The 19,117-nt window shown below is 39.9% G+C and carries 16 protein-coding genes; 11 read left to right on the forward strand and 5 right to left on the reverse strand.

The features are described 5' to 3' along the window. Positions 1-261 precede the first annotated feature (261 nt). Positions 262-837 carry an NfeD family protein gene (locus GGR21_RS05730; protein WP_183306226.1) on the forward strand — a complete coding sequence of 192 codons (576 nt, stop codon included), beginning with the start codon at positions 262-264 and terminating at the stop codon, positions 835-837. A gap of 34 nt (positions 838-871) precedes the next feature. Then, positions 872-2,497, forward strand: a complete 1,626-nt coding sequence (locus tag GGR21_RS05735) for a flotillin family protein (RefSeq protein ID WP_183306227.1) — start codon at positions 872-874, stop codon at positions 2,495-2,497. A gap of 36 nt (positions 2,498-2,533) precedes the next feature. Here GGR21_RS05735 and GGR21_RS05740 read toward each other — a convergent pair whose 3' ends face one another. Further along, positions 2,534-3,202: a Pr6Pr family membrane protein gene (locus GGR21_RS05740; RefSeq protein WP_183306228.1), complete on the reverse strand. Its 669-nt coding sequence runs from the start codon at positions 3,200-3,202 to the stop codon at positions 2,534-2,536. A gap of 167 nt (positions 3,203-3,369) precedes the next feature. Here GGR21_RS05740 and GGR21_RS05745 point away from each other — a divergent pair, with 167 nt between their 5' ends. Both GGR21_RS05745 and GGR21_RS05750 read left to right on the forward strand, forming a co-directional pair. Continuing rightward, positions 3,370-4,098, forward strand: a complete 729-nt coding sequence (locus GGR21_RS05745; protein WP_183306229.1) for a YebC/PmpR family DNA-binding transcriptional regulator — start codon at positions 3,370-3,372, stop codon at positions 4,096-4,098. 98 nt (positions 4,099-4,196) lie between these two features. After that, on the forward strand, positions 4,197-5,453 hold the full coding sequence (locus tag GGR21_RS05750) for a type IX secretion system plug protein (protein WP_183306230.1): 1,257 nt from the start codon (positions 4,197-4,199) through the stop codon (positions 5,451-5,453). Between the two features lie 380 nt (positions 5,454-5,833). Here the strand turns inward: GGR21_RS05750 and GGR21_RS05755 are convergent, their stop codons facing one another. From GGR21_RS05755 to GGR21_RS05770, 4 genes are all read right to left on the reverse strand, one after another. Continuing rightward, positions 5,834-7,009 (reverse strand): class I SAM-dependent methyltransferase, encoded by a 1,176-nt coding sequence (locus tag GGR21_RS05755; RefSeq protein WP_183306231.1) that lies wholly within the window; start codon positions 7,007-7,009, stop codon positions 5,834-5,836. Continuing rightward, positions 7,006-11,493, reverse strand: coding sequence for a translocation/assembly module TamB domain-containing protein (locus GGR21_RS05760; RefSeq protein WP_246348002.1), 4,488 nt, complete (start codon positions 11,491-11,493; stop codon positions 7,006-7,008). The genes GGR21_RS05755 and GGR21_RS05760 overlap by 4 nt, the downstream gene beginning before the upstream one ends. A 448-nt stretch (positions 11,494-11,941) precedes the next feature. Continuing rightward, complete coding sequence (locus GGR21_RS05765) at positions 11,942-12,601, reverse strand: suppressor of fused domain protein (RefSeq protein WP_183306232.1); 660 nt, start codon at positions 12,599-12,601, stop codon at positions 11,942-11,944. A 99-nt stretch (positions 12,602-12,700) separates the two neighbouring features. Continuing rightward, a complete protein-coding gene (locus GGR21_RS05770; protein ID WP_183306233.1) occupies positions 12,701-14,482 on the reverse strand; it encodes an ABC transporter ATP-binding protein in 1,782 nt (593 codons plus the stop codon). Positions 14,483-14,798: 316 nt separating this feature from the next. Between GGR21_RS05770 and GGR21_RS05775 the strand changes: the two genes are divergently transcribed. From GGR21_RS05775 to GGR21_RS05805, 7 genes are all read left to right on the forward strand, one after another. Beyond that, positions 14,799-15,581 carry an ion transporter gene (locus GGR21_RS05775; RefSeq protein ID WP_183306234.1) on the forward strand — a complete coding sequence of 261 codons (783 nt, stop codon included), beginning with the start codon at positions 14,799-14,801 and terminating at the stop codon, positions 15,579-15,581. 188 nt (positions 15,582-15,769) lie between these two features. Next, positions 15,770-16,393 (forward strand): recombination mediator RecR, encoded by a 624-nt coding sequence (gene recR / locus GGR21_RS05780; RefSeq protein WP_183306235.1) that lies wholly within the window; start codon positions 15,770-15,772, stop codon positions 16,391-16,393. A gap of 9 nt (positions 16,394-16,402) precedes the next feature. Beyond that, positions 16,403-16,840 carry a hypothetical protein gene (locus GGR21_RS05785; protein WP_183306236.1) on the forward strand — a complete coding sequence of 146 codons (438 nt, stop codon included), beginning with the start codon at positions 16,403-16,405 and terminating at the stop codon, positions 16,838-16,840. Between the two features lie 21 nt (positions 16,841-16,861). Beyond that, positions 16,862-17,317 carry a BT0820 family HAD-type phosphatase gene (locus GGR21_RS05790; RefSeq protein ID WP_183306237.1) on the forward strand — a complete coding sequence of 152 codons (456 nt, stop codon included), beginning with the start codon at positions 16,862-16,864 and terminating at the stop codon, positions 17,315-17,317. Positions 17,318-17,445: 128 nt separating this feature from the next. Further along, on the forward strand, positions 17,446-17,973 hold the full coding sequence (locus GGR21_RS05795; RefSeq protein WP_183306238.1) for a GNAT family N-acetyltransferase: 528 nt from the start codon (positions 17,446-17,448) through the stop codon (positions 17,971-17,973). Continuing rightward, positions 17,970-18,533: an L-threonylcarbamoyladenylate synthase gene (locus GGR21_RS05800; RefSeq protein WP_183306239.1), complete on the forward strand. Its 564-nt coding sequence runs from the start codon at positions 17,970-17,972 to the stop codon at positions 18,531-18,533. Before GGR21_RS05795 ends, GGR21_RS05800 begins: the two co-directional genes overlap by 4 nt. Positions 18,534-18,541: 8 nt before the next feature. Next, positions 18,542-19,117 (forward strand): pentapeptide repeat-containing protein, encoded by a 576-nt coding sequence (locus GGR21_RS05805; protein WP_183306240.1) that lies wholly within the window; start codon positions 18,542-18,544, stop codon positions 19,115-19,117.

Consider the following 19,117-nt stretch of genomic DNA (forward strand, 5'->3'; position numbering starts at 1 on the left):
AGCCCGTGAACCTGTAACGGATCGCACGAAGGATGAGCCACCAAAGCATTTTTGCATCCTTTTTTTGCTTAGGAAAAAAGGATGGCAAGCAATCTTTGATTGTGCGCAGTATAAAATAGAACTATTAAAAGTTACGACTGATTCACATTATTAAATAAAAATCTTTATATACCCATATCTTTTTGATATTGTATATCTCAAAAAAAATCTTATTTTTGTATTAGTCTAAAAACAAACTATAACTTTAATAAAAATACAACTATGAAAGAATTCTTCAGCAGCATGGATGGGATGCAACAGTTTTATTTTTATATAGCCATCGGCACAAGTATAATATTCATTATACAGACTATAATGACTTTTGTCGGAGCAGATGCCGATTCGGGTGTAGATGCTGATTTTGATGGAAATCTGGACGGTGTGGAAACACCTTTCCAGTTGTTTTCCCTGAGAAATCTGGTCAACTTCCTGCTAGGCTTCGGATGGACAGGAGTAGCTTTTTATAATACAATAAGCAGCAAGGTCCTTTTAGGTATACTGGCCTTTGTTGTAGGGCTCATTTTTATAGCTGTCTTTTTCGTATTGATGAAAGCCCTGATGAAACTCGCTGAAGATAACACCTTTAAATTGGAAGATACAGTTGGAAAAACTGCCGATGTATACATGACTATCCCCCCTGCGAGATCGGGAAAAGGGAAAATATTTATAAGCGTGCGTGGAACAACACATGAACTATCGGCGATTACCCCAAGTGAGGAAGCTATAAAAAACGGAGCTTTGGTCAAAGTTTTAAGTTTAGAGGGCGATATACTGGTTGTGGAACCTTTGATGAAATAACAGATTATTATAAACTAACTTTAATATTGAACGTATGATTGATGGAATATTTGATGGAGGAATAGGCATACTTATCGTAGTGGCGGTTGTTGTCTTTTTTGTCCTCTTGTTGGCCATGGTGTCAAGGTACAAGCGTTGCCCTTCAGACAAAATACTGGTAGTATATGGAAGAACAGGCGGGGCTTCGGCCAAATGTATTCACGGAGGTGGGGCTTTTATATGGCCAGTGGTACAGGATTTTGCATATCTCGATCTGAAACCGATATCGATAGAAGCAAACCTGACCAGCGCACTGAGTAAACAGAACATTCGTGTGGATGTACCGTGCCGGTTTACGATCGCCATTTCTACCGAAAAGGAAAATATGAATAATGCGGCTGAAAGGCTTCTGGGGCTGACGACAGCACAAATAAAGGAAGTAGCCAATGATATCCTGTTCGGACAGTTACGTCTGGTTATCGCAACCATGATGATCGAGGAAATCAACTCCGATCGAGATAAATTCCTGGACAATATTGCTAAAAACGTTGATACGGAACTCCGTAAGATCGGACTGAAACTGATTAACGTAAACGTTACCGATATTAACGACGAATCGGGATATATCGAAGCTCTGGGTAAAGAAGCAGCAGCTAAAGCTATCAATGAAGCTAAAGTAAGTGTGGCTGAGCAGGAAAAGATGGGAGAAACAGGTAAGGCTATTGCCGACAGGCAACGTGACGTACAGATAGCCGAAACCCACAGAGACAGAGACGTTTCTATTGCCATTGCCCAGAAAGACAAAGAAGTAAGTATTGCCGGAGCATTCAGGGACGAATCGATCGGTAAGGCTGAAGCAGACAGGGATACCCGTGTGAAAACGGCCGAAGCCAATGCCATAGCTGTGAAAGGTGAAAATACAGCTAAGATAGAGATAGCAGGTTCGGATGCTTTGCGTCGTGAAAAAGAAGCAGAAGCTGCCCGTCTAGCTGTAGCTGCAGAAAAAGTACAACAGGCAAAAGCTTTGGAAGAAGCTTATCAGGCCGAACAGAAAGCTGAAATGGCACGTTCGGAAAGAGAACGTTCTACCCAGATTGCCAATGTGGTAGTTCCTGCCGAAATAGAAAAACAAAAAGTGATTATAGAAGCACAGGCCGTAGCTGAAAGAATGCGTGAGCAAGCCAGAGGAGAAGCCGACGCCATATTCGCCAAGATGGATGCGGAAGCCCGCGGGTTATTCGAAATATTATCTAAACAGGCCGAAGGTTATAAAGGCGTGGTGGGCGCAGCAGGTGGAGATCCTGTGGCTGCATACCAGTTATTGCTGATCGAGAAATTACCTGAACTGGTTAAAACGCAGGTTGAAGCCATTAAGAACCTTAAGATTGACAAAATCACTGTTTGGGATTCTCCGGGTAATAATACGAATGGCAATACCACAACAGCAAACTTTGTTTCGGGTCTGATGAAATCTGTTCCTCCGTTGAACGATCTGTTTAATATGGCTGGAATGAGCCTTCCTTCATATTTAAAAGGTGATGCCGAGAATGCCGGTGTAACTATTCCTTTAGCTCCGAAAGAAGAGGTAAAAGAAGAAGACACAACTGTAGAAGAAGTGAAAGCTGAGCCTGTACAGGAGGTAAAAAGTGAAGAAAAGAAAAGGCCGGGTAAAGGAAAATAAGAATTTTATACGGTATATAATAGAGAAAAGACAGGTTTACAGCCTGTCTTTTTTATTTCGTGTGACAATCAATGAATCAATACCTAAAAGCAGATATCCGATCAATATAAATACAATGACAATTCCCGCAATATTCAGCATAACGGAAGATATCGGTTGAATGGTGAAATCGATAAACGGATAAGGATACGGGCTGGTTGTTGTCCCGATATTACCAAATAAAGGAGCCCTCAATAAAATATACACAAAGTATGTCAAAGGTATTATCAACCATACGAGAGGAGCAGACGATTTCAGATAACTTCTGTTTCTGTCGAATATAAAAAAGTCGATGATAGTCATTACGGGAACTATATAATGTACAACATAATTGCTTACTTTATGCAGGTTAATACCTGCGGGGCCACCTCCCCATACTGGATACAGCAGGAAATGATAAATCAGAAAAGTAAGTATAATACACATTGTCACACAATACTTAGTCAAGGGTGATTCTATAAACCGGACGAATTTTCCGCTTTCCGCCTGAACAGTATTAAAATAAAGCCTGATTGAAAAATAAACAACACAAAGGATATTACTCAACACCGTATAATAACTAAGAGTCCATAACTGCATCCTATCATAGAAAAAGCCTAACTGAATAAGAATTCCGAAAGTACCTGCAAGTATGTATAATATTCTGTATATGTTTTTTACCGACATATTAATTTCATATGATTGAAACAAAGTTAGAAATTAACATCCGGCCATGGAAATGAATTATAATATATATGCTATTTGAAATTCTTCATTCTTAATTTTTCATTCTTCACTTACTTTTTATACTTTTGCGTATCAAAATAATAACCGATTAAGAAATACATATATTTATGGGAAGAGCGTTCGAATACCGCAAAGCAACCAAACTGAAACGCTGGGGTAATATGGCCCGTGTGTTTACCAAGCTGGGAAGACAAATTACGATAGCAGCCAAGGATGGCGGGCCTGAACCGGATACCAATCCGCGCCTGCGTGTGCTGATGCAGCAGGCGAAAAAGGAAAATATGCCGAAAGAGAATGTGGAACGTGCTATAAAGAAAGCCACATCGAAAGACGAAGCCGATTATAAGGAAGTAAACTATGAAGGATACGGCCCTTTCGGAATCGCGATTTTTGTAGAAACGGCAACCGATAACCCTACCCGTACTGTAGCGAATGTGCGTAGTTATTTTAACAAGTTCGGGGGGTCTCTTGGAACATCGGGAAGCCTTGAATTCCTTTTCGATCATAAATGTGTATTTAAAATTTCAGCTAAAGAAGGTGTGTCACTGGAAGATCTCGAATTGGAGCTGATTGACTACGGTGTGGATGAAGTAGAACAGGATGAAGACGATATTATCCTTTATGGCGAATTCAAATCATATTCGGATATACAGAAATACCTGGAGGAAAATGGGTTTGAAATCCATAGCGCAGAATTTGAGCGCATACCAAACGATCTGAAGGAATTAACTAAAGAACAGCAGGAACAGTTGCAAAAACTTCTTGATAAGTTTGAGGATGACGATGATGTGCAAAACGTTTTCCACAACATGAAAGAAGATATAGAGGAAGAATAAGCCCCGGAAATATCATAATATCCAAGAAACTGCAAGACAAACCCATGCCTTGCAGTTTTTTTATTACATTTGCTTTTGCTGCCATAAAAAACAAGCTTATGAACAGATATACATTGATTATCATACTTATTCTTATCTGCAATGCTCTTGCAGCCCAACCTTACAGGACTCAGGCTATATCGGAGGAAATACATACCATTCAGGTGAACATAAACGGCAATCCGGCTATAAATCCTGTAATCAACCTGAACAGCAGCGATTATATCCACATAAGCTTCGATCGCCTGTCAGACGATTCTTTCAACCGCCTGAGATACCGGATACGCCATTGCGATGCTTACTGGAATCCAAGCACTTCAATCTCCGATATTGATTATCTCAATGGATTTAATGACAATCTGATAGATGATTACGATACTTCGGTAAACACCAGCGTAGACTATACACACTTCAGTCTGGCCATACCTAACAGGGATGCCGCGGTCAAGCTATCGGGAAACTATGTTGTAGAAATATACGAAGAAGGCAGGCCGGATGATGTATTGCTTACCGCATGCTTCTCTGTGGTCGATACTGCTGTGAGTATCGGCGCAACCGTTTCTTCAAATACCGACATCGATTTTAACCGGCACCATCAGCAATTATCTTTTACTATTCATCATCAGGGGTTCAATATCCGTGATCCCCGGTCAGAATTATTTGTTTTTGCATTACAAAATAACAGGCTGGATACCGAGCGGTCGAAGATAATGCCTACATATATCAATCCCAATAAAATTATATATGAACATAATAAGGAACTGATATTTGAAGCCGGGAACGAATACCGCCGTTTCGAGACATCCAGTTACCGCTACAACGGGATGAATGTGGCTCATGTGGAATATAACCGTCCGGGTTATACAATGGATATTGTTACCGATAAAGTGAGGGCAAACAGGTCATACAGTTACGACCAGGATCAGAATGGCAGGACTTTTATCCGTAGCAATGAAACTGATTACCCCGAAACGGAAGCCGATTACTTTACTACTAACTTCACTCTGGAAATGGATCGCCCTCTGGTTGAAGATATATACATCAATGGCGATTTCACAAATAATACGTTTTCAGACAAATACAAACTAAAATATGATCAAGACAACAGGGTATATCACTTATCCCTGCTTCTGAAACAAGGTTTGTATAACTATCAGTACCTGACAAAGGAGGGACGGAATTTTTCGACCGGAAAGGTTGAAGGTAATTATTTTGAAGCTGAAAATGAATATACTGTATATGTTTATTACCGTCCTGCCGGACAGCGTTACGACAGCCTGATCGGCGTACAGAACATACGATCGAGAGATAAATAGAATTTAGTATATAATATAGATTAATCGTTCAATTTTATACTGCGCACAATCGAAGATTGCTTGTGTTTCTTTTGGCCAAAGCCGCAAAAGGAACAAAAAACGCTTTGGTAGCTCGTCCTTCGTGCTACCCGTTACAGGCTTACGGGCTAAATTAAATAAACTCGCCTTCGGCTCAAACAGTATTTGGTTTCACGCCCCTCTCGCCTGACGGGTGCCCCGCACTGCGGACTAATGCCACCGGGCGAAGCCGTGAGTGGCGCGAAGCGACAAAACTTGTAACCCATAACTATCCGAAGGGCGTAGAAATACGAAGGCGAGGCAAACTCGTAACTTTTAATTGAACAATTAAATTCAACTATCGGCCGGAATAAATAATTTCATTATGCTTTCTCGCAGATAATCAGCACTTTCCTTTCATCAAAAAGCGTTGTGGCAAATATATATACTTCCCCTCCCTCTTTCAGTCCTGTTTTCTTTCGGATTTCCTGTACCGAAAGCGGAAAATTGCGAACAGTAATATTTGCCTGTTTTAATCCTGACAGGTGCTCTTTTATATCTTTTTTATTCAGCGAACAAACTGTCTTTACAATAAATTTACGACCGGGAAAATCGTTCTGTAATACGTCCGAAGTATAAAGATGGCTACTTGGGTGCAGTTTCTCCAAAGAAAAAGAATTAGCTATGCTTTTATATGCCCCGCCTTTCATTATAGAGGCGTTAGCTTCGTAAAGATATGCATATATCTGAGTTGAGTAACTCACCGATGCGCTGTTCTCATCTTCTTTCTGAAAAGTATATTCTTCTGTATTGTCTTTCAGAATATTGACACAATGATAAGTCGCTTGTCCTGCATCTTTTTGTTTCATGAATAACAACTCCTTCACTTCATTATTCACCGCTACTATATGCACATCCGAAATATTCCTCAACGAATTCAAAGCCAGTGAAATATCGAGCATAGGCGACAGTTTTATCATCGCCATTCCGCTTTTTTTTTCAAGCAGGTCTTCTATATCAAGAATATTAGGAGTACAATCTTCTATCCTTACAGTTTTCTTTCCGGTGTCATCCCTGCGTGCCGGATCAATATAGATAAGATCGACAGGCTGCATTACCGATAAGTAGTTTACCCCGTCTGCGTTGATCGCTGTAATATTATCAAGGCCTAATATATTGAAATTATGAGTTGCTATTTCGGCTAACTCTTCCTGTTGCTCGATGTATATGGCCTGTTCAAAATCAGCGGACAAGAAAGAAATATCCACTCCCATCCCGCCCGTAAGATCGGCCATTATATTACCTTTACACAAAGACCTTTTATATATAGCTGTCGCTTCAGATGAACTCTGTTCCAGCGATAAATGTCTGGGGTAAATAATATCTTCGGCTGCATACCACGAAGGTATTTTATCTTTAGCTATCCTACGACCTTTTATCTGACGGATAGCCGTTTCCATATCAATATCCGGATATTTTCCAGCCTGTAAAGCCAGCGAATGCACATCGTCCGTTTCATGCTCTTTTACGAACTGTTTTAGCCCGGGCGACAACTTCATTTCTTCCTTAGTTTGATGAAGTGGCTTAAAGCACTTCCTTTTTTCGTAGAATCGGGAATTACAGGAACAATTGTGTCTGACGGTTGTGTGTGCCTGCGCATAGGCCTGTATATACCGAACAGGTCTCTGAGGCTGTCGAAATCTTTTTTATAGACAATCCCTATACCTTGAGTCTGTATAGCTTTATCGGAACGTATGTAATAGTATTTTTCGTTATAATGGTTATAAGCCTTGATACGCCATGTACCTGCATTATTCAACAGGTATTCGATATCCACATCGGTAATCATGGCCTCTTTGTTCATATTCACATCGTTGCGGTAACCAAAGTTCCCGTTTATGATCAATCTGTCGTCCAGCAATTGGCTCGAAAGAATAAGCTCGGCTTCGGTATAAGTCATTTCCGTATCGCTGTACCGTATATTTGTACCAAGCTGCCATCTGTCGTCTATCTGTCCCACAATCTTAGTCAACTGATTGGACAGCGTAGCAGAAGCTACTGCTGCGAAATCGGATGTCGGATTGTCGACATTCGCTCCATGTGGCGCCCTGAATTTAGAAAGGATAAGCAGATAGGCAACCTGCTTGTTTATTTCATCTTCGGTGTTTATAATACTTTTCACCTGACGCTCCACTTCCGCATCGGTAGACGGAAAAGTAATATCGAGCCCGACAGTCGGACGACGTAAAGCCCCTGTAAGATTAAGCACACAATTGACTGGAATAGTACTTTGCCCTGTAGATTCAGCCAGATTTTTATCCAGGTCGTTCAGACTGGCATTTACTTTATAGATCGCATTCACATTGAGTACCGCCTGAAAAGGATCTCCGTCGAAGCGCACTGTACTTCCCTCCTGAATGGAAAACCGCCTTTCCATGAGACGCTGGAATGTAAAGTTATAACTTCCCCTGTTGATATGATACGTACCCGACAGACGTGGCGAAGACTTGGTATTCCACTGGAATTGCATGGCTCCGCTACCCGATCCTCTCAGTATATCGCCACCTACGGGGTCCATCACAAGCTCTACTGTAGCATCGGGAGTAGCATCGATATAGAAGTTCATATTGATTTCCATATCCGAGCTGGTTTTGATTGGTGCCAGTTGCATCGCCGTCTGTTCTGTATTTAGAGAATCCGGTTGATTTTTAGACTTATAAGTAATAAACGAATACTCACTCACCTCTTCTTCCATAAAGTTCATACGCACAAGTGTATTCTCCTCGGTACGCATGCGGATATCCACATCAACGACCTCTTCGTCTCCACTTATCGTACCATTACCGCTGGCAAACACTTTCCCATAGAATAAAGGATTCTGTAACTGCGAAGCGTTGTACAACAAGAAATTACTGGCAGTGAGGTCTACCTGATACATGAAATTACTGAAATAATCGTGGCTTACTTTACCGCTGGCCTGGGCTTTATTGTTGTGCTCGTCCAGCAAGGTTATATCATTAAAATAAATCAGGTCTTTTTTCAGATAGACGGTATCGGTAAAAGAATAACGGGTATTAAGAAAATTTATCCCCATACTTCCGTCCTGGATAAAGGCTTTTCCTTCGATAGTAACATCCGAGAAATTCCCGTGCAGATGCACATTACCTGTACCACGGCCATGTATTCCCTGAAATATACTTTCAGCATATTTATTCAGAAACCCGATATCTATACTGTCTGCATCGAAGTAGATAGATAAAGTCTGTTTCACCGGATCGAGTGTACCGTCCACCTTTGTCAGCTTGTTTTCTTTAGTTTTGATAAGCCCGTCCAGCATCACCATATTTTTTTCTTCGTCCAGCTCACTAAACAGATTCAGATTTCCAAGGTCCGTCCCGTTGAATTTAAAATTGGTGACTTCAAGCCTTGTGTTAGCGTAAGGCTTATTCTCAATAGTCGATACGAACAGGTTTCCTGTGGCTTCGCCACCGAACTGTAAAGCATCTATGGCCAGCGTTTCGAACACATATTGCAGGCTGATATTTTTTAGCTCGGCTTTGAGTATATCATTTGTATTCTTGGTCGAATACTTACCGTTTATCTTTACTTCCTGACTACCATCATCGTTATATATCCTGAAATTATCAACAGCATACATGCCTTCCTGTATCTGAATATGCGATTTCTCGAGCCTCCAGTTTGCGTTATTTAATAACAACTCGCTTGGCAGGGTAGTAATATCAATAGATAAAGGCCTGTTATCTTCACGGGAAAACAATGTGGCTATTGAAAAATCTCCTTTTGCTTTTTGCTTTCCGGTATTTACCAGCGAAATATTGGTCTCCAGCAGATTGTCTTTCAGATTTGAACGTATGGCTATATCATTCGAAACATTATTTTTTCCCATCACCATCAGGTTTATCCGGGCTTCAACTGCATCTTGCGGGTTTTTCAGAGATACATATCCCGATTTAACGTTCATCCCGGCAACCTTTACAGACGGTGTAAAAATCTCAACATTAAACTTATCCTGCCTGTTATTGTAAAAACCCACTATCTTGGAAGGGCTGAATATTGTAACGGGTAAATTCAGTATATTGCTCAGGCTTTCTGTATTATTTATCTGCAGATTAAAATCAAGTATATTATCTTTTTCTTCGGGTTTGATCTTATCTTTCGGTCTAATCAATGCTGGCAGGAACTCATGCAATGTCTGTTGTATACTGTTTATCATGGACGAAAACGAGTAACTTCCCTTAACCTCTCCGGTAAGAAGATCTGATGAGATCCTAAGGTTCCTGTCTTCCTGCGGCCCCGAGACTTCGACAAGCAGGTTGTCCATCTGGAATAATTTATCTTCCCGGATAAAATCTATAGAGTCTATACTGATATATCCTATCGCGTTATCTATATCCTTTCCCGTGAAATCAGCATCTATGGCGAACGACAGATATGTATGCGGCATTTTACGTACCAAATTAAGATTATCTAACTGGGCATTTCGTACTGATGCTGTAAAATTGAGCTTGGGATTATCTTTATCTGCCATATCAAGCAGTCCCTCGAGCCTAAGCATCCCGTTAGGATCGTCCATCGATACCTGCCCGTTGACAGATAATCCATCGTAATCTACATCCAGAGATATATCGTGATAAGTATAATCCTTATAGTAGAAGTCGTGTACATTTCCTTGCGCATTCCCTTTAATTTTTCCATAAGATGGTTTTTCAAGATCTACAGACAGGTTTAGGGAGGCCTTGTCAAGGTCTTTACTATTTAAGAGTGTCCCCAGATTAAATCCCGAAGTAGCTACTTTCCCTTGTACTGCAAAATCTATTCCTTTGCGGGGATTGAGGCCAAACAACACATCTGTACGCACGATACCCAATGCTGTTTCCAGGCTACCAAATGCAGTAAGCTGGCTCAGGTATCCCGATACATCTCCTTCGAAAGATATTGTGCCTAATCGTCTAAGCTCTTGCGGCAGGGATTTTCTCGTCTTCGAGAAATTATTTACAAGGCTTTCTATCTCTTCACTGCTTACAGTAAGATTATCTATACTGCCCAGTATATACATCTTATCCTTATTCCTAATATCTTTTATTTCGACATTCGACACCAGCTGCATCCTCTCCCCGTAATTGATTACAAGATTTTCGACCAGAAGATTATCGACAGAGCCGGAAATATGCCCTTCCAGTGTAACTTCATCTTTAAAATATTGCAATGCCGGAGTAAATGCAGCTATATCTTTCGGAGCAAAATGAGAATGGGCGATAACACAATCCAATGTAGCATAGTCAAGCACATTAGCCGTATCACTCGTCGGCAACAGATCAACTTCAAGTTTATTAAGTTCCAGTTTCGAGGATGGCAAATCGAGCTTAAATCCTCGCACAGAAGCTTTTTTCCCTTGTGTTATCAACCTGAAAACCAGATTGGATATCTCAAGGCCGCTTTTTTCTTTCAGGCTGATCTTCTTTACCTGTACATTCAGAGAATCGGAGGCCAGAGATTTCAGGGATAATTTTGCCTGAAGATCGGACACCTGTATGTGATTGACGTCGAAAGTATTTGTTTTGACCGGTTTATCTTTTACATCATAAAAGAATCTGCCATTCGATATATTCAGGGAATTGACTACAAATTCGACTTTACCCTTCGGTTTGTCATCTTTAGGCTTGAATGCATCCACAATGAACTGAATATTCATCGGAGATACGGAATCCTGTTTGGACAGATGAACATCGAAATCGCTCAGCCATGCCGAAGTGATAACAATACGTCCCTGCAGGAGAGCCAGCAAATCAACTCCGGCCGAGATCCGGTCGGCCATTAAAATTCGTTCTCCCTGTTGTCCGTTAAGATAGACACTATCAAGTTCCAGTGTGCTGAACGGAGAATAATAGAGACTGCCTATACCTAAGTCTGTATCGAGTTTTTTCTTCAGTTCATCTACTACAATATTCTTTGTATACTCCCTGAAAGCGGGAATATTCAACAACACAAAAAGAAGTATAATCAGCCCTGTGACTATACCCAAAACGGATAGGAATATTTTCTTAAAACGTCTAATAATATCCTTTTTTAGAGTAGCACAAAATTATCAAAAAAAAGCATCTTTCAATTACCTCGATGCAAGTTATATTATTGCTTTGCGGCACTATTAAGATAATTTATAGAATAAAAGCCAGCCTGATATCCGACAACCGTAGCTACAATAATAAGTATAGAAAAGATGTAATACAGATTCATGTATCACTTTTGCTTTTCTAATAATGCGGATCAGTGGTCAAAGGAATCAAGTAGTTATCGGTTGCTTAGCAACTTAGTAGTTAAGTAGAAGCAAAAATGTATTTAAACTACTTAACTACTCTGACTACTAATGATCAAAGAGAATGTTAACTCCTTTGACTCCTGATTTACATTATCCATAATTTTTTCATATAAAACACAGAATTAATGAAATAAGTTCACCTGGCACCTAATATTTACCTCCTCAACAAATCGGTAATTAACAGCGGATTATCAGTTTTTAACTCATCCAGCAATTTCAATACTTCATTATATACAGAACCTGCAGATGTTACCCGTTCCAATTCTTGGGACGTAAGTCCAACCATTTGGAGAAAAGCGATTTCACCGTGCGGAGTTTGTATCTTCCCCAGTTCGGGATCGAGGGTAAAAGCCACTCCTACAATATCTATATCGGCTTGCGAATTAAGCCTGATTGGTCCGTTTGCAGGTATCACATGTCCCTCTTCGAACCACCGGCCGCTTTTTATAACATAACGGGCCAGATTATTCATCATATTAATAGCCCATGTGGGGTCATCCTTATCTTCCTCGAAAAGCTTTAGCCGCATAGTGAATTCGAATCCCCATTTACTGAATTCTCCTCCTACGGCTTCTTCATTGTAATATAATTCCGACATACCGTAACTAACCAGATGACGGTGAAATTCCTGTTTCTGAGAATCATATACACTTACCCCATCCAACGGATCTTGCCCGCCCAGCATATAGTGAAGTGGTGGCGCATAATGGCGGGGTTCAGTATTTCCGTATATTCCAGCTACTTTTTTATCTATTTCGAGCCAGCCGACAGCTTCATCTTCATCGTATAAGTCTTTGTATTCTTTTTGAGTCATAAAAGCTATATTTTATCTGTTGTAATTCTTTCAATTGCCATGCCTTTTAAGGCGTGGATAAAATTACCCATATATTCCTCCACTTAAAAGTAGAGGCAATTAATCATCCAGTGTTTTCGATATTTTATCAATATTCAGACTGCGTGCCATAGCATCGAATATCTCTTTGTATGTACCTTCCTGATGATATATTTCATCATGTGTACCAGATTCCACCACACGGCCGTTTTTCATCACAAAGATACAGTCCGAATCTATGATCTGCGATATACTGTGAGAGATAATAATCACCGTACGGTCTTTTTTTATAGCGTCAAGACTGTTTTTAATCTGCTCGGTCGCCACAGCATCGAGGCTGGCTGTTGGTTCGTCCAGAAAAATGATCGGCGGATTTTTCAGGAACATACGCGCAATAGCTATTTTCTGCTGTTGCCCGCCCGACAGAGCCAAAGCAGAAGTCTGGTAACCATTCTCAAAGGTTATTATCTGATCGTGAATATACGATTTTTTTGCGGCATCAATAACCTCTGCTTCGGTAGCATTTGGTTTACCATAGCGGATATTTTCTTCTATTGTACCATTAAATATATGATTTTTTTGCAAGACAAGGCCAATATTTTCCCGCAAATAAGCAGTATCGTATTTTTCCAGCGAAACTCCGTCCAGTAATATTTCTCCCGAATCGGGACTATAAAATTTATCCAGTAGATTTATCAGTGTGCTCTTCCCTGCGCCTGAAAGTCCGACTAAGGCCGTTGTTTGTCCCGGATTGATCTCCATATTAATATCATAGAGGGTTTGCACCTCATTGTCAGGATAAGTGAAGTTAACATTCCTGATTTTGAACTTTCCCCGTATATGTCCTCTATAATCCCCTGAATGTTCGATCTGATGATCTGCTTTAAGTATATCAAAAAAGCCTTCGGAATAGATAAGCGCATCGTTCATCTGGTCGTAAATGCGGTGTAATTGCCGGATGGGGGCAGACACGTTATTAAAGAGCATGATATGGAACATGATAGCCCCGATTGTCATATTCCCTATCAACACGAAATAGGCTGTCAGAATGATAATAAAAACAATACCGATCTGATCAATAAAACTTTTCAATCCGTCAAATAAAAAACTCATTTTACGGGTTTTCATCTGTTCATCGGTCAGGTGGTTTTGAAGCGACATCTGTTTATCGCTTTCGATATTTTCACGGATAAACGATTTTATAACTGTGATAGATTCCAGGATACCGAGAATACCCTGGCTTTTGTTTTCCCTCAATTCTTTTATATTACGCCTCGAACCGCTCATTTTTATTGCCTGTTGACGACTGACAATGTAATAGATAGGGATAATGCACAAACCTACAAGTCCTACATAAAAGTTAGCATTGAACATCATTAACAGCGCCACTATGGAGTTGGCAAACAAAGGGAGAATATCTATAAAGAAATTCTGCACCAGTCGTGTCAGGCTTTCCACTCCTCTGTCTATGCGGGTTTGCAGTTTTCCGGGCTGATTTCCACCGGATGTAAAAAAAGCGAGTTTGTATGTGAGTACTTTATCTATTACAGCCTGAGCCAGATCTTTAGCAATAAAAATACGCAGTTTTTCGCCATAAAATTTCTGTCCGAACTGGATAAATGAATTGATCACTTCCTTGCTAATCAGTATAACCGATATAGTAACCAGTATCGAAAACCCCTCCTGCAAGCCTTTGTGCGCTTCTACCAGAGCATTAATCTCATCTACGGCATATCGTAGCACCCATGCGTTAACCTGCGCCGTAAGTGAGCCTATCAATGTGAGAACAAGAGCAAGAACTACCAGCCAGCGGTATGGATATACATATGGCTTCAGATTTTTGAATAATTGAATTAAAGACATTTGTGCATATTTTTTGCAAAGATAATTTATATAAATCTGAGTATATAAAGCAAACGCATCAAAACTTCAAATTGTTCTCCGGGTCTTGCCGCAATGAATTCTTTGGTGTCTGTTCGTGTGTAATGAAATAAGATTAGGTTTATCTATACTGGAAAACCACGGCTTCCCTGCCCCGTGGGGGGACCAGAGGGAGCTTGAATCTGTCAGGTTTGTCAGGTTTTTATTTAGTTACGAGTTACAAGTTTGTTGACTGTTAACTGTAAAGAATGTTTATCTTTGGAAGATAAATACTCATTTGGCACATTAAGATTCTGATATGCTTAAACTTTTACTGAACAATCGTTTTATAGGAGGTATTATTTTATTTAATACACTGGTGACCATACTATTGACGTTTAATACACCATTCAATGGTATACTTGAGATTACGGATTATCTCATCACGTTACTGTTTCTTATCGAAATCATCTATAAGATACATTTCTATAAATCGGATTTCTTCAAGAGTGCGGCAAATGTATTTGATATGTTACTTGTGTTACTGGCATCGGTTTCCTTATTCCTTATATTCAGTGACAAAAACCCTGCCGATTACAATTATATCCTGTTGCTCAGGGTTTTCAAATTATTCAAATTCATACGGTTCGGTAAATTCATACCTAATTTCTCCAAGTTACTCAGGGATTTCGGCAGAGCGATAAAAGCCTCTCTCAGTCTGATAATAGGGGCATTTATAATGATGGTCATTATCAGCACCATCCTCACTTATATATTTAAGGACTCATACCCTACCCTTTTCGGCAATCCGTTCGAGTCGGCATATACTGTTTTCCGTATGCTGACAATCGAAGGATGGTATGAAATCCCCGACTTTATGGTTGCGGATATACCATACTGGTCATCGGTCGCCATCAGGGTGTTTTTCTCGTTATTTGTTTTTGTAGGAGGGATGCTGGGTATGTCGTTTTTCACATCGCTGATTGTCGATGAACTGGCTTCAGACAACAACGACGAACTGATTAATCATGTAAAGAGTTTGGAAGAAAAAATAAACGAACTGTATGAAATAAATAAGGAACTGATGAACAGGCTGAAATGATTTAAGGATTATTTTGTCATTCTGTGTGTAACGAAGAATCTCTATTTTCAAAAAAAAGATCCTTCACTCTGTTCAGGATGACAATCTTTAACAAAGTCAATATCTTAAAATAACTTTAAGCAAATATAAAAAGACGGCGAAATAATCAATTATTTTTATCTTTGCGCTTCGATTATCAGAAACTAGCAATGAATCAAAAATATCCATCGGCTTTACTTGAAAATGCAGTCAACGAATTTGCCAAATTGCCCGGCATAGGACGAAAAACTGCATTACGGCTTATTCTACACATTTTGCGGCAGGATAATGCGATGGTAGAAAGTCTTTCGGAAGCCCTTGTAAAACTGAAGCATGAAGTAAAATACTGTAAGGTATGCCACAATATATGCGATGATGAGGTATGCCCTATATGCCTCGACAAGTCGCGGGATTCATCAACTATCTGTGTGGTGGAAAACATCAAGGAAGTGATGGCCATAGAGAATACAATGCAATATAAAGGACTATATCACGTGCTGGGAGGAATTATTTCGCCGATTGATGGAATCGGGCCTGCCGACCTGGAAATAAGCAGCCTGATAGAACGCGTGTCTCTTGGCGGGGTCAATGAAATCATTCTGGCTCTGAGTACAACAATGGAGGGCGACACAACTAACTTTTATATTTACAAGAAACTGGCTCCGTTCGACGTGAAAGTATCCATGATAGCACGTGGAATATCAATAGGCGACGAAATAGAATATGCCGATGAAATAACATTGGGGCGCTCCATTCTCAACCGTACTTTATTCAACGAATCATACCGTATGTAAATCTGATCTATGACTGACGAATATAAAAAATTACGTAAAAAATTATTGGCGATATTCTGGACAAATATGATCTTGTCCGTTGCGGCTCTTTTAATTCTGATATACATTAAAGGAATACTCAATCTGCATAATGGCGGCAATGTCCTTTTCGAGCAATATTCTATAATATTCAGTATTATAGCAATACCTGGAGCATTAAAGTTATTCCACTCGCAATCCAAAAAGATAGAATTACTGGAGGGTGAAATTTTCCTGAAAAAGTATTTCAATTCATATATCTTGCGCCTCCTTATTTTAGATGCCGTGATCATTCTGAATCTGGCGGGAATCTATTCTTTTAATTCCCTGAATGCAGTATATATGACTTTAATAATTATATTTGCTTTAGCATTTTGCTATCCGGGCAAGAACGCCATTCAAAACAAACACAACGAAACGAAAGAATAATATATAATTAAACAAATAGACATGGTAATAGCTGTAGATTTTGACGGAACAGTAGTAGAGCATGAGTATCCTAAAATAGGGCGCCCTATACCGTTTGCAATAGAAACCTTACTACAACTTCAGAAAGAAGGGCATACACTGCTGATGTGGACTGTCCGCGATGGTAGTCTTTTGCAGGAAGCTGTTGACTATTGCGAAAGTAAAGGTCTTAAATACTATGCTGCCAACAAAAATCATCCCGATGAAGATGTTACAGTAGCAGCACGGAAACTGAACGCCGATCTTTATATTGACGATCGTAATTTAGGAGGATTACCCGATTGGGGGGTTATCTATCATGCCATCAAAGCTATGGAAAAAGGAGAAACCTCATTTGAAAGAATAATGATGTCGTCCGGCGAAAACCAACGGGTACGCCGCCGCAAGAAGAACTTTTTTATCCGTCTGGGTGAAATGTTCGAGAAAGACAGGTATTAGGGAATTATGAATTATGAGTTATAAATTATGAATGAAGAATTAACTTATAACTTATGATCGCCTCGCCTGCGCTTCGGTAATTGCTTTGTATTCTTAATTCTTCATTCATAATTTATAATCTTTCTACAATGCTTTTAAAAAATTCGCAGATAGCATTACGCGCTGTTGAGCCCGAAGATCTGGATACTCTCTACAAATGGGAGAACTCAACTGCCTTATGGATACATGGCAATACGCTTGCTCCTTATTCGAAACTCGTACTGCGTCAATATATAAACGATGCTTTGGAGATGGATATTTACCAGAGTAAACAACTGCGTCTGATGGTCACCTATACCGAAAACGGAGCCACAATAGGCACTGTCGACCTGTATGATATAGATGCCCACCATCGCCGGGCCGGAATCGGTATATTAATAGACGAGGCCTACAGGCAGAAAGGTTATGCATTCCAGGCTTTGCAACTGATGGCCGATTATGCATTCAGTTTTCTATACCTGCACCAGATATATGCCTACATTTCAATATCAAACACAAAAAGTATAGCTTTATTTGAGAAATCGGGCTATAAGAAAATCGGTGTATTAAAAGACTGGATACAACGTACCGATAAATTCGAAGACGTTAAACTCTATCAACTGATCAATATAAAATGAATGAAGATATAAAAAAAGCCTTTGACGTACTGGTTGCGGGAGGTCTTATACTCTACCCTACCGACACCATTTGGGGAATAGGATGCGATGCCACAAATGAAGACGCCGTACGCCGCGTTTACGAACTGAAAAGGCGTAACGACAGCAAAGCTCTTATCACCCTGCTCGACAATCCTGTAAAACTTGATTTCTACATAGATGGCGTACCCGATGTGGCCTGGGATCTGATAGAACTGACCGATAAACCACTTACCATAATATATGACAATGCCCGTAATCTTGCAACTAACCTGATAGCAGAAGACGGTAGCATTGCTATTCGTATTACGAAAGAAGAATTCTCAAATAAGCTGTGTCAACGCTTCCGCAAAGCGCTTGTCTCTACATCGGCCAACATTAGCGGAGAACCATCACCTGCGAATTTCGATGAAATAAGCGATGAAATAAAAAGCGGTGTAGATTATATAGTTAGTTACAGACAAGACGATACCACTAAATCAAAGGCCTCAAGCATTATAAAGCTTGGAAAGTCGGGAGAAGTAAAAATAATAAGGGAATAAGTTGAACAATGGCCGGGCAATACACTGAGGATATAAAATTTGAAAACCAATCTTTTACCGGAGGTTTGGAGAAAGAGACTTTCGATAATTGCACCTTTATCAATTGCGATTTTTCAAATGCAAAGGTACTTTCATGTACATTTACCGATTGCATCTTTACAAATTGTAATCTTGCGATGACTAACTTTACACAATCGACTATGGATAGTGTCGAGTTCAAGCATTGTAAGATATTAGGGGTAAAGTTCAATCACTGCAATGACTTTATATTCAGTGTAAATTTTGACAACTGTATATTGGATTACGGTTCTTTCGAGAAACGCAAGATGAGCAAAACAGCCTTTAAAGACTCATCTCTCAAAGGTGTTGATTTTGGGCATGCTGACCTCGAACAAGCCAAATTCATCAATTGTGATCTTAGCGAAACTATTTTCTATAATACGAATATACAAAAGGCTGATTTTACTTCAGCCTATAATTATATAATAGACCTTGGCCAGAACCGGATAAAAAAAGCCCGTTTTTCGAAAGACGGACTGACAGGGCTTTTAAGGCATTTCGATATTGTAATAGAAGAAAACTAA

It is taken from the genome of Dysgonomonas hofstadii (assembly GCF_014196915.1).
GTDB lineage: Bacteria > Bacteroidota > Bacteroidia > Bacteroidales > Dysgonomonadaceae > Dysgonomonas > Dysgonomonas hofstadii.

Excerpts from the sequence above, each read along its gene's own strand:
- GGR21_RS05730 (WP_183306226.1), top strand. The coding sequence starts at position 262 with ATGAAAGAATTCTTCAGCAGCATGGATGGGATGCAACAGTTTTATTTT.
- GGR21_RS05735 (WP_183306227.1), top strand. The coding sequence starts at position 872 with ATGATTGATGGAATATTTGATGGAGGAATAGGCATACTTATCGTAGTG.
- GGR21_RS05740 (WP_183306228.1), bottom strand. The coding sequence starts at position 3,202 with ATGTCGGTAAAAAACATATACAGAATATTATACATACTTGCAGGTACT.
- GGR21_RS05745 (WP_183306229.1), top strand. The coding sequence starts at position 3,370 with ATGGGAAGAGCGTTCGAATACCGCAAAGCAACCAAACTGAAACGCTGG.
- GGR21_RS05750 (WP_183306230.1), top strand. The coding sequence starts at position 4,197 with ATGAACAGATATACATTGATTATCATACTTATTCTTATCTGCAATGCT.
- GGR21_RS05755 (WP_183306231.1), bottom strand. The coding sequence starts at position 7,009 with ATGAAGTTGTCGCCCGGGCTAAAACAGTTCGTAAAAGAGCATGAAACG.
- GGR21_RS05765 (WP_183306232.1), bottom strand. The coding sequence starts at position 12,601 with ATGACTCAAAAAGAATACAAAGACTTATACGATGAAGATGAAGCTGTC.
- GGR21_RS05770 (WP_183306233.1), bottom strand. The coding sequence starts at position 14,482 with ATGTCTTTAATTCAATTATTCAAAAATCTGAAGCCATATGTATATCCA.
- GGR21_RS05775 (WP_183306234.1), top strand. The coding sequence starts at position 14,799 with ATGCTTAAACTTTTACTGAACAATCGTTTTATAGGAGGTATTATTTTA.
- recR (WP_183306235.1), top strand. The coding sequence starts at position 15,770 with ATGAATCAAAAATATCCATCGGCTTTACTTGAAAATGCAGTCAACGAA.
- GGR21_RS05785 (WP_183306236.1), top strand. The coding sequence starts at position 16,403 with ATGACTGACGAATATAAAAAATTACGTAAAAAATTATTGGCGATATTC.
- GGR21_RS05790 (WP_183306237.1), top strand. The coding sequence starts at position 16,862 with ATGGTAATAGCTGTAGATTTTGACGGAACAGTAGTAGAGCATGAGTAT.
- GGR21_RS05795 (WP_183306238.1), top strand. The coding sequence starts at position 17,446 with ATGCTTTTAAAAAATTCGCAGATAGCATTACGCGCTGTTGAGCCCGAA.
- GGR21_RS05800 (WP_183306239.1), top strand. The coding sequence starts at position 17,970 with ATGAATGAAGATATAAAAAAAGCCTTTGACGTACTGGTTGCGGGAGGT.
- GGR21_RS05805 (WP_183306240.1), top strand. The coding sequence starts at position 18,542 with ATGGCCGGGCAATACACTGAGGATATAAAATTTGAAAACCAATCTTTT.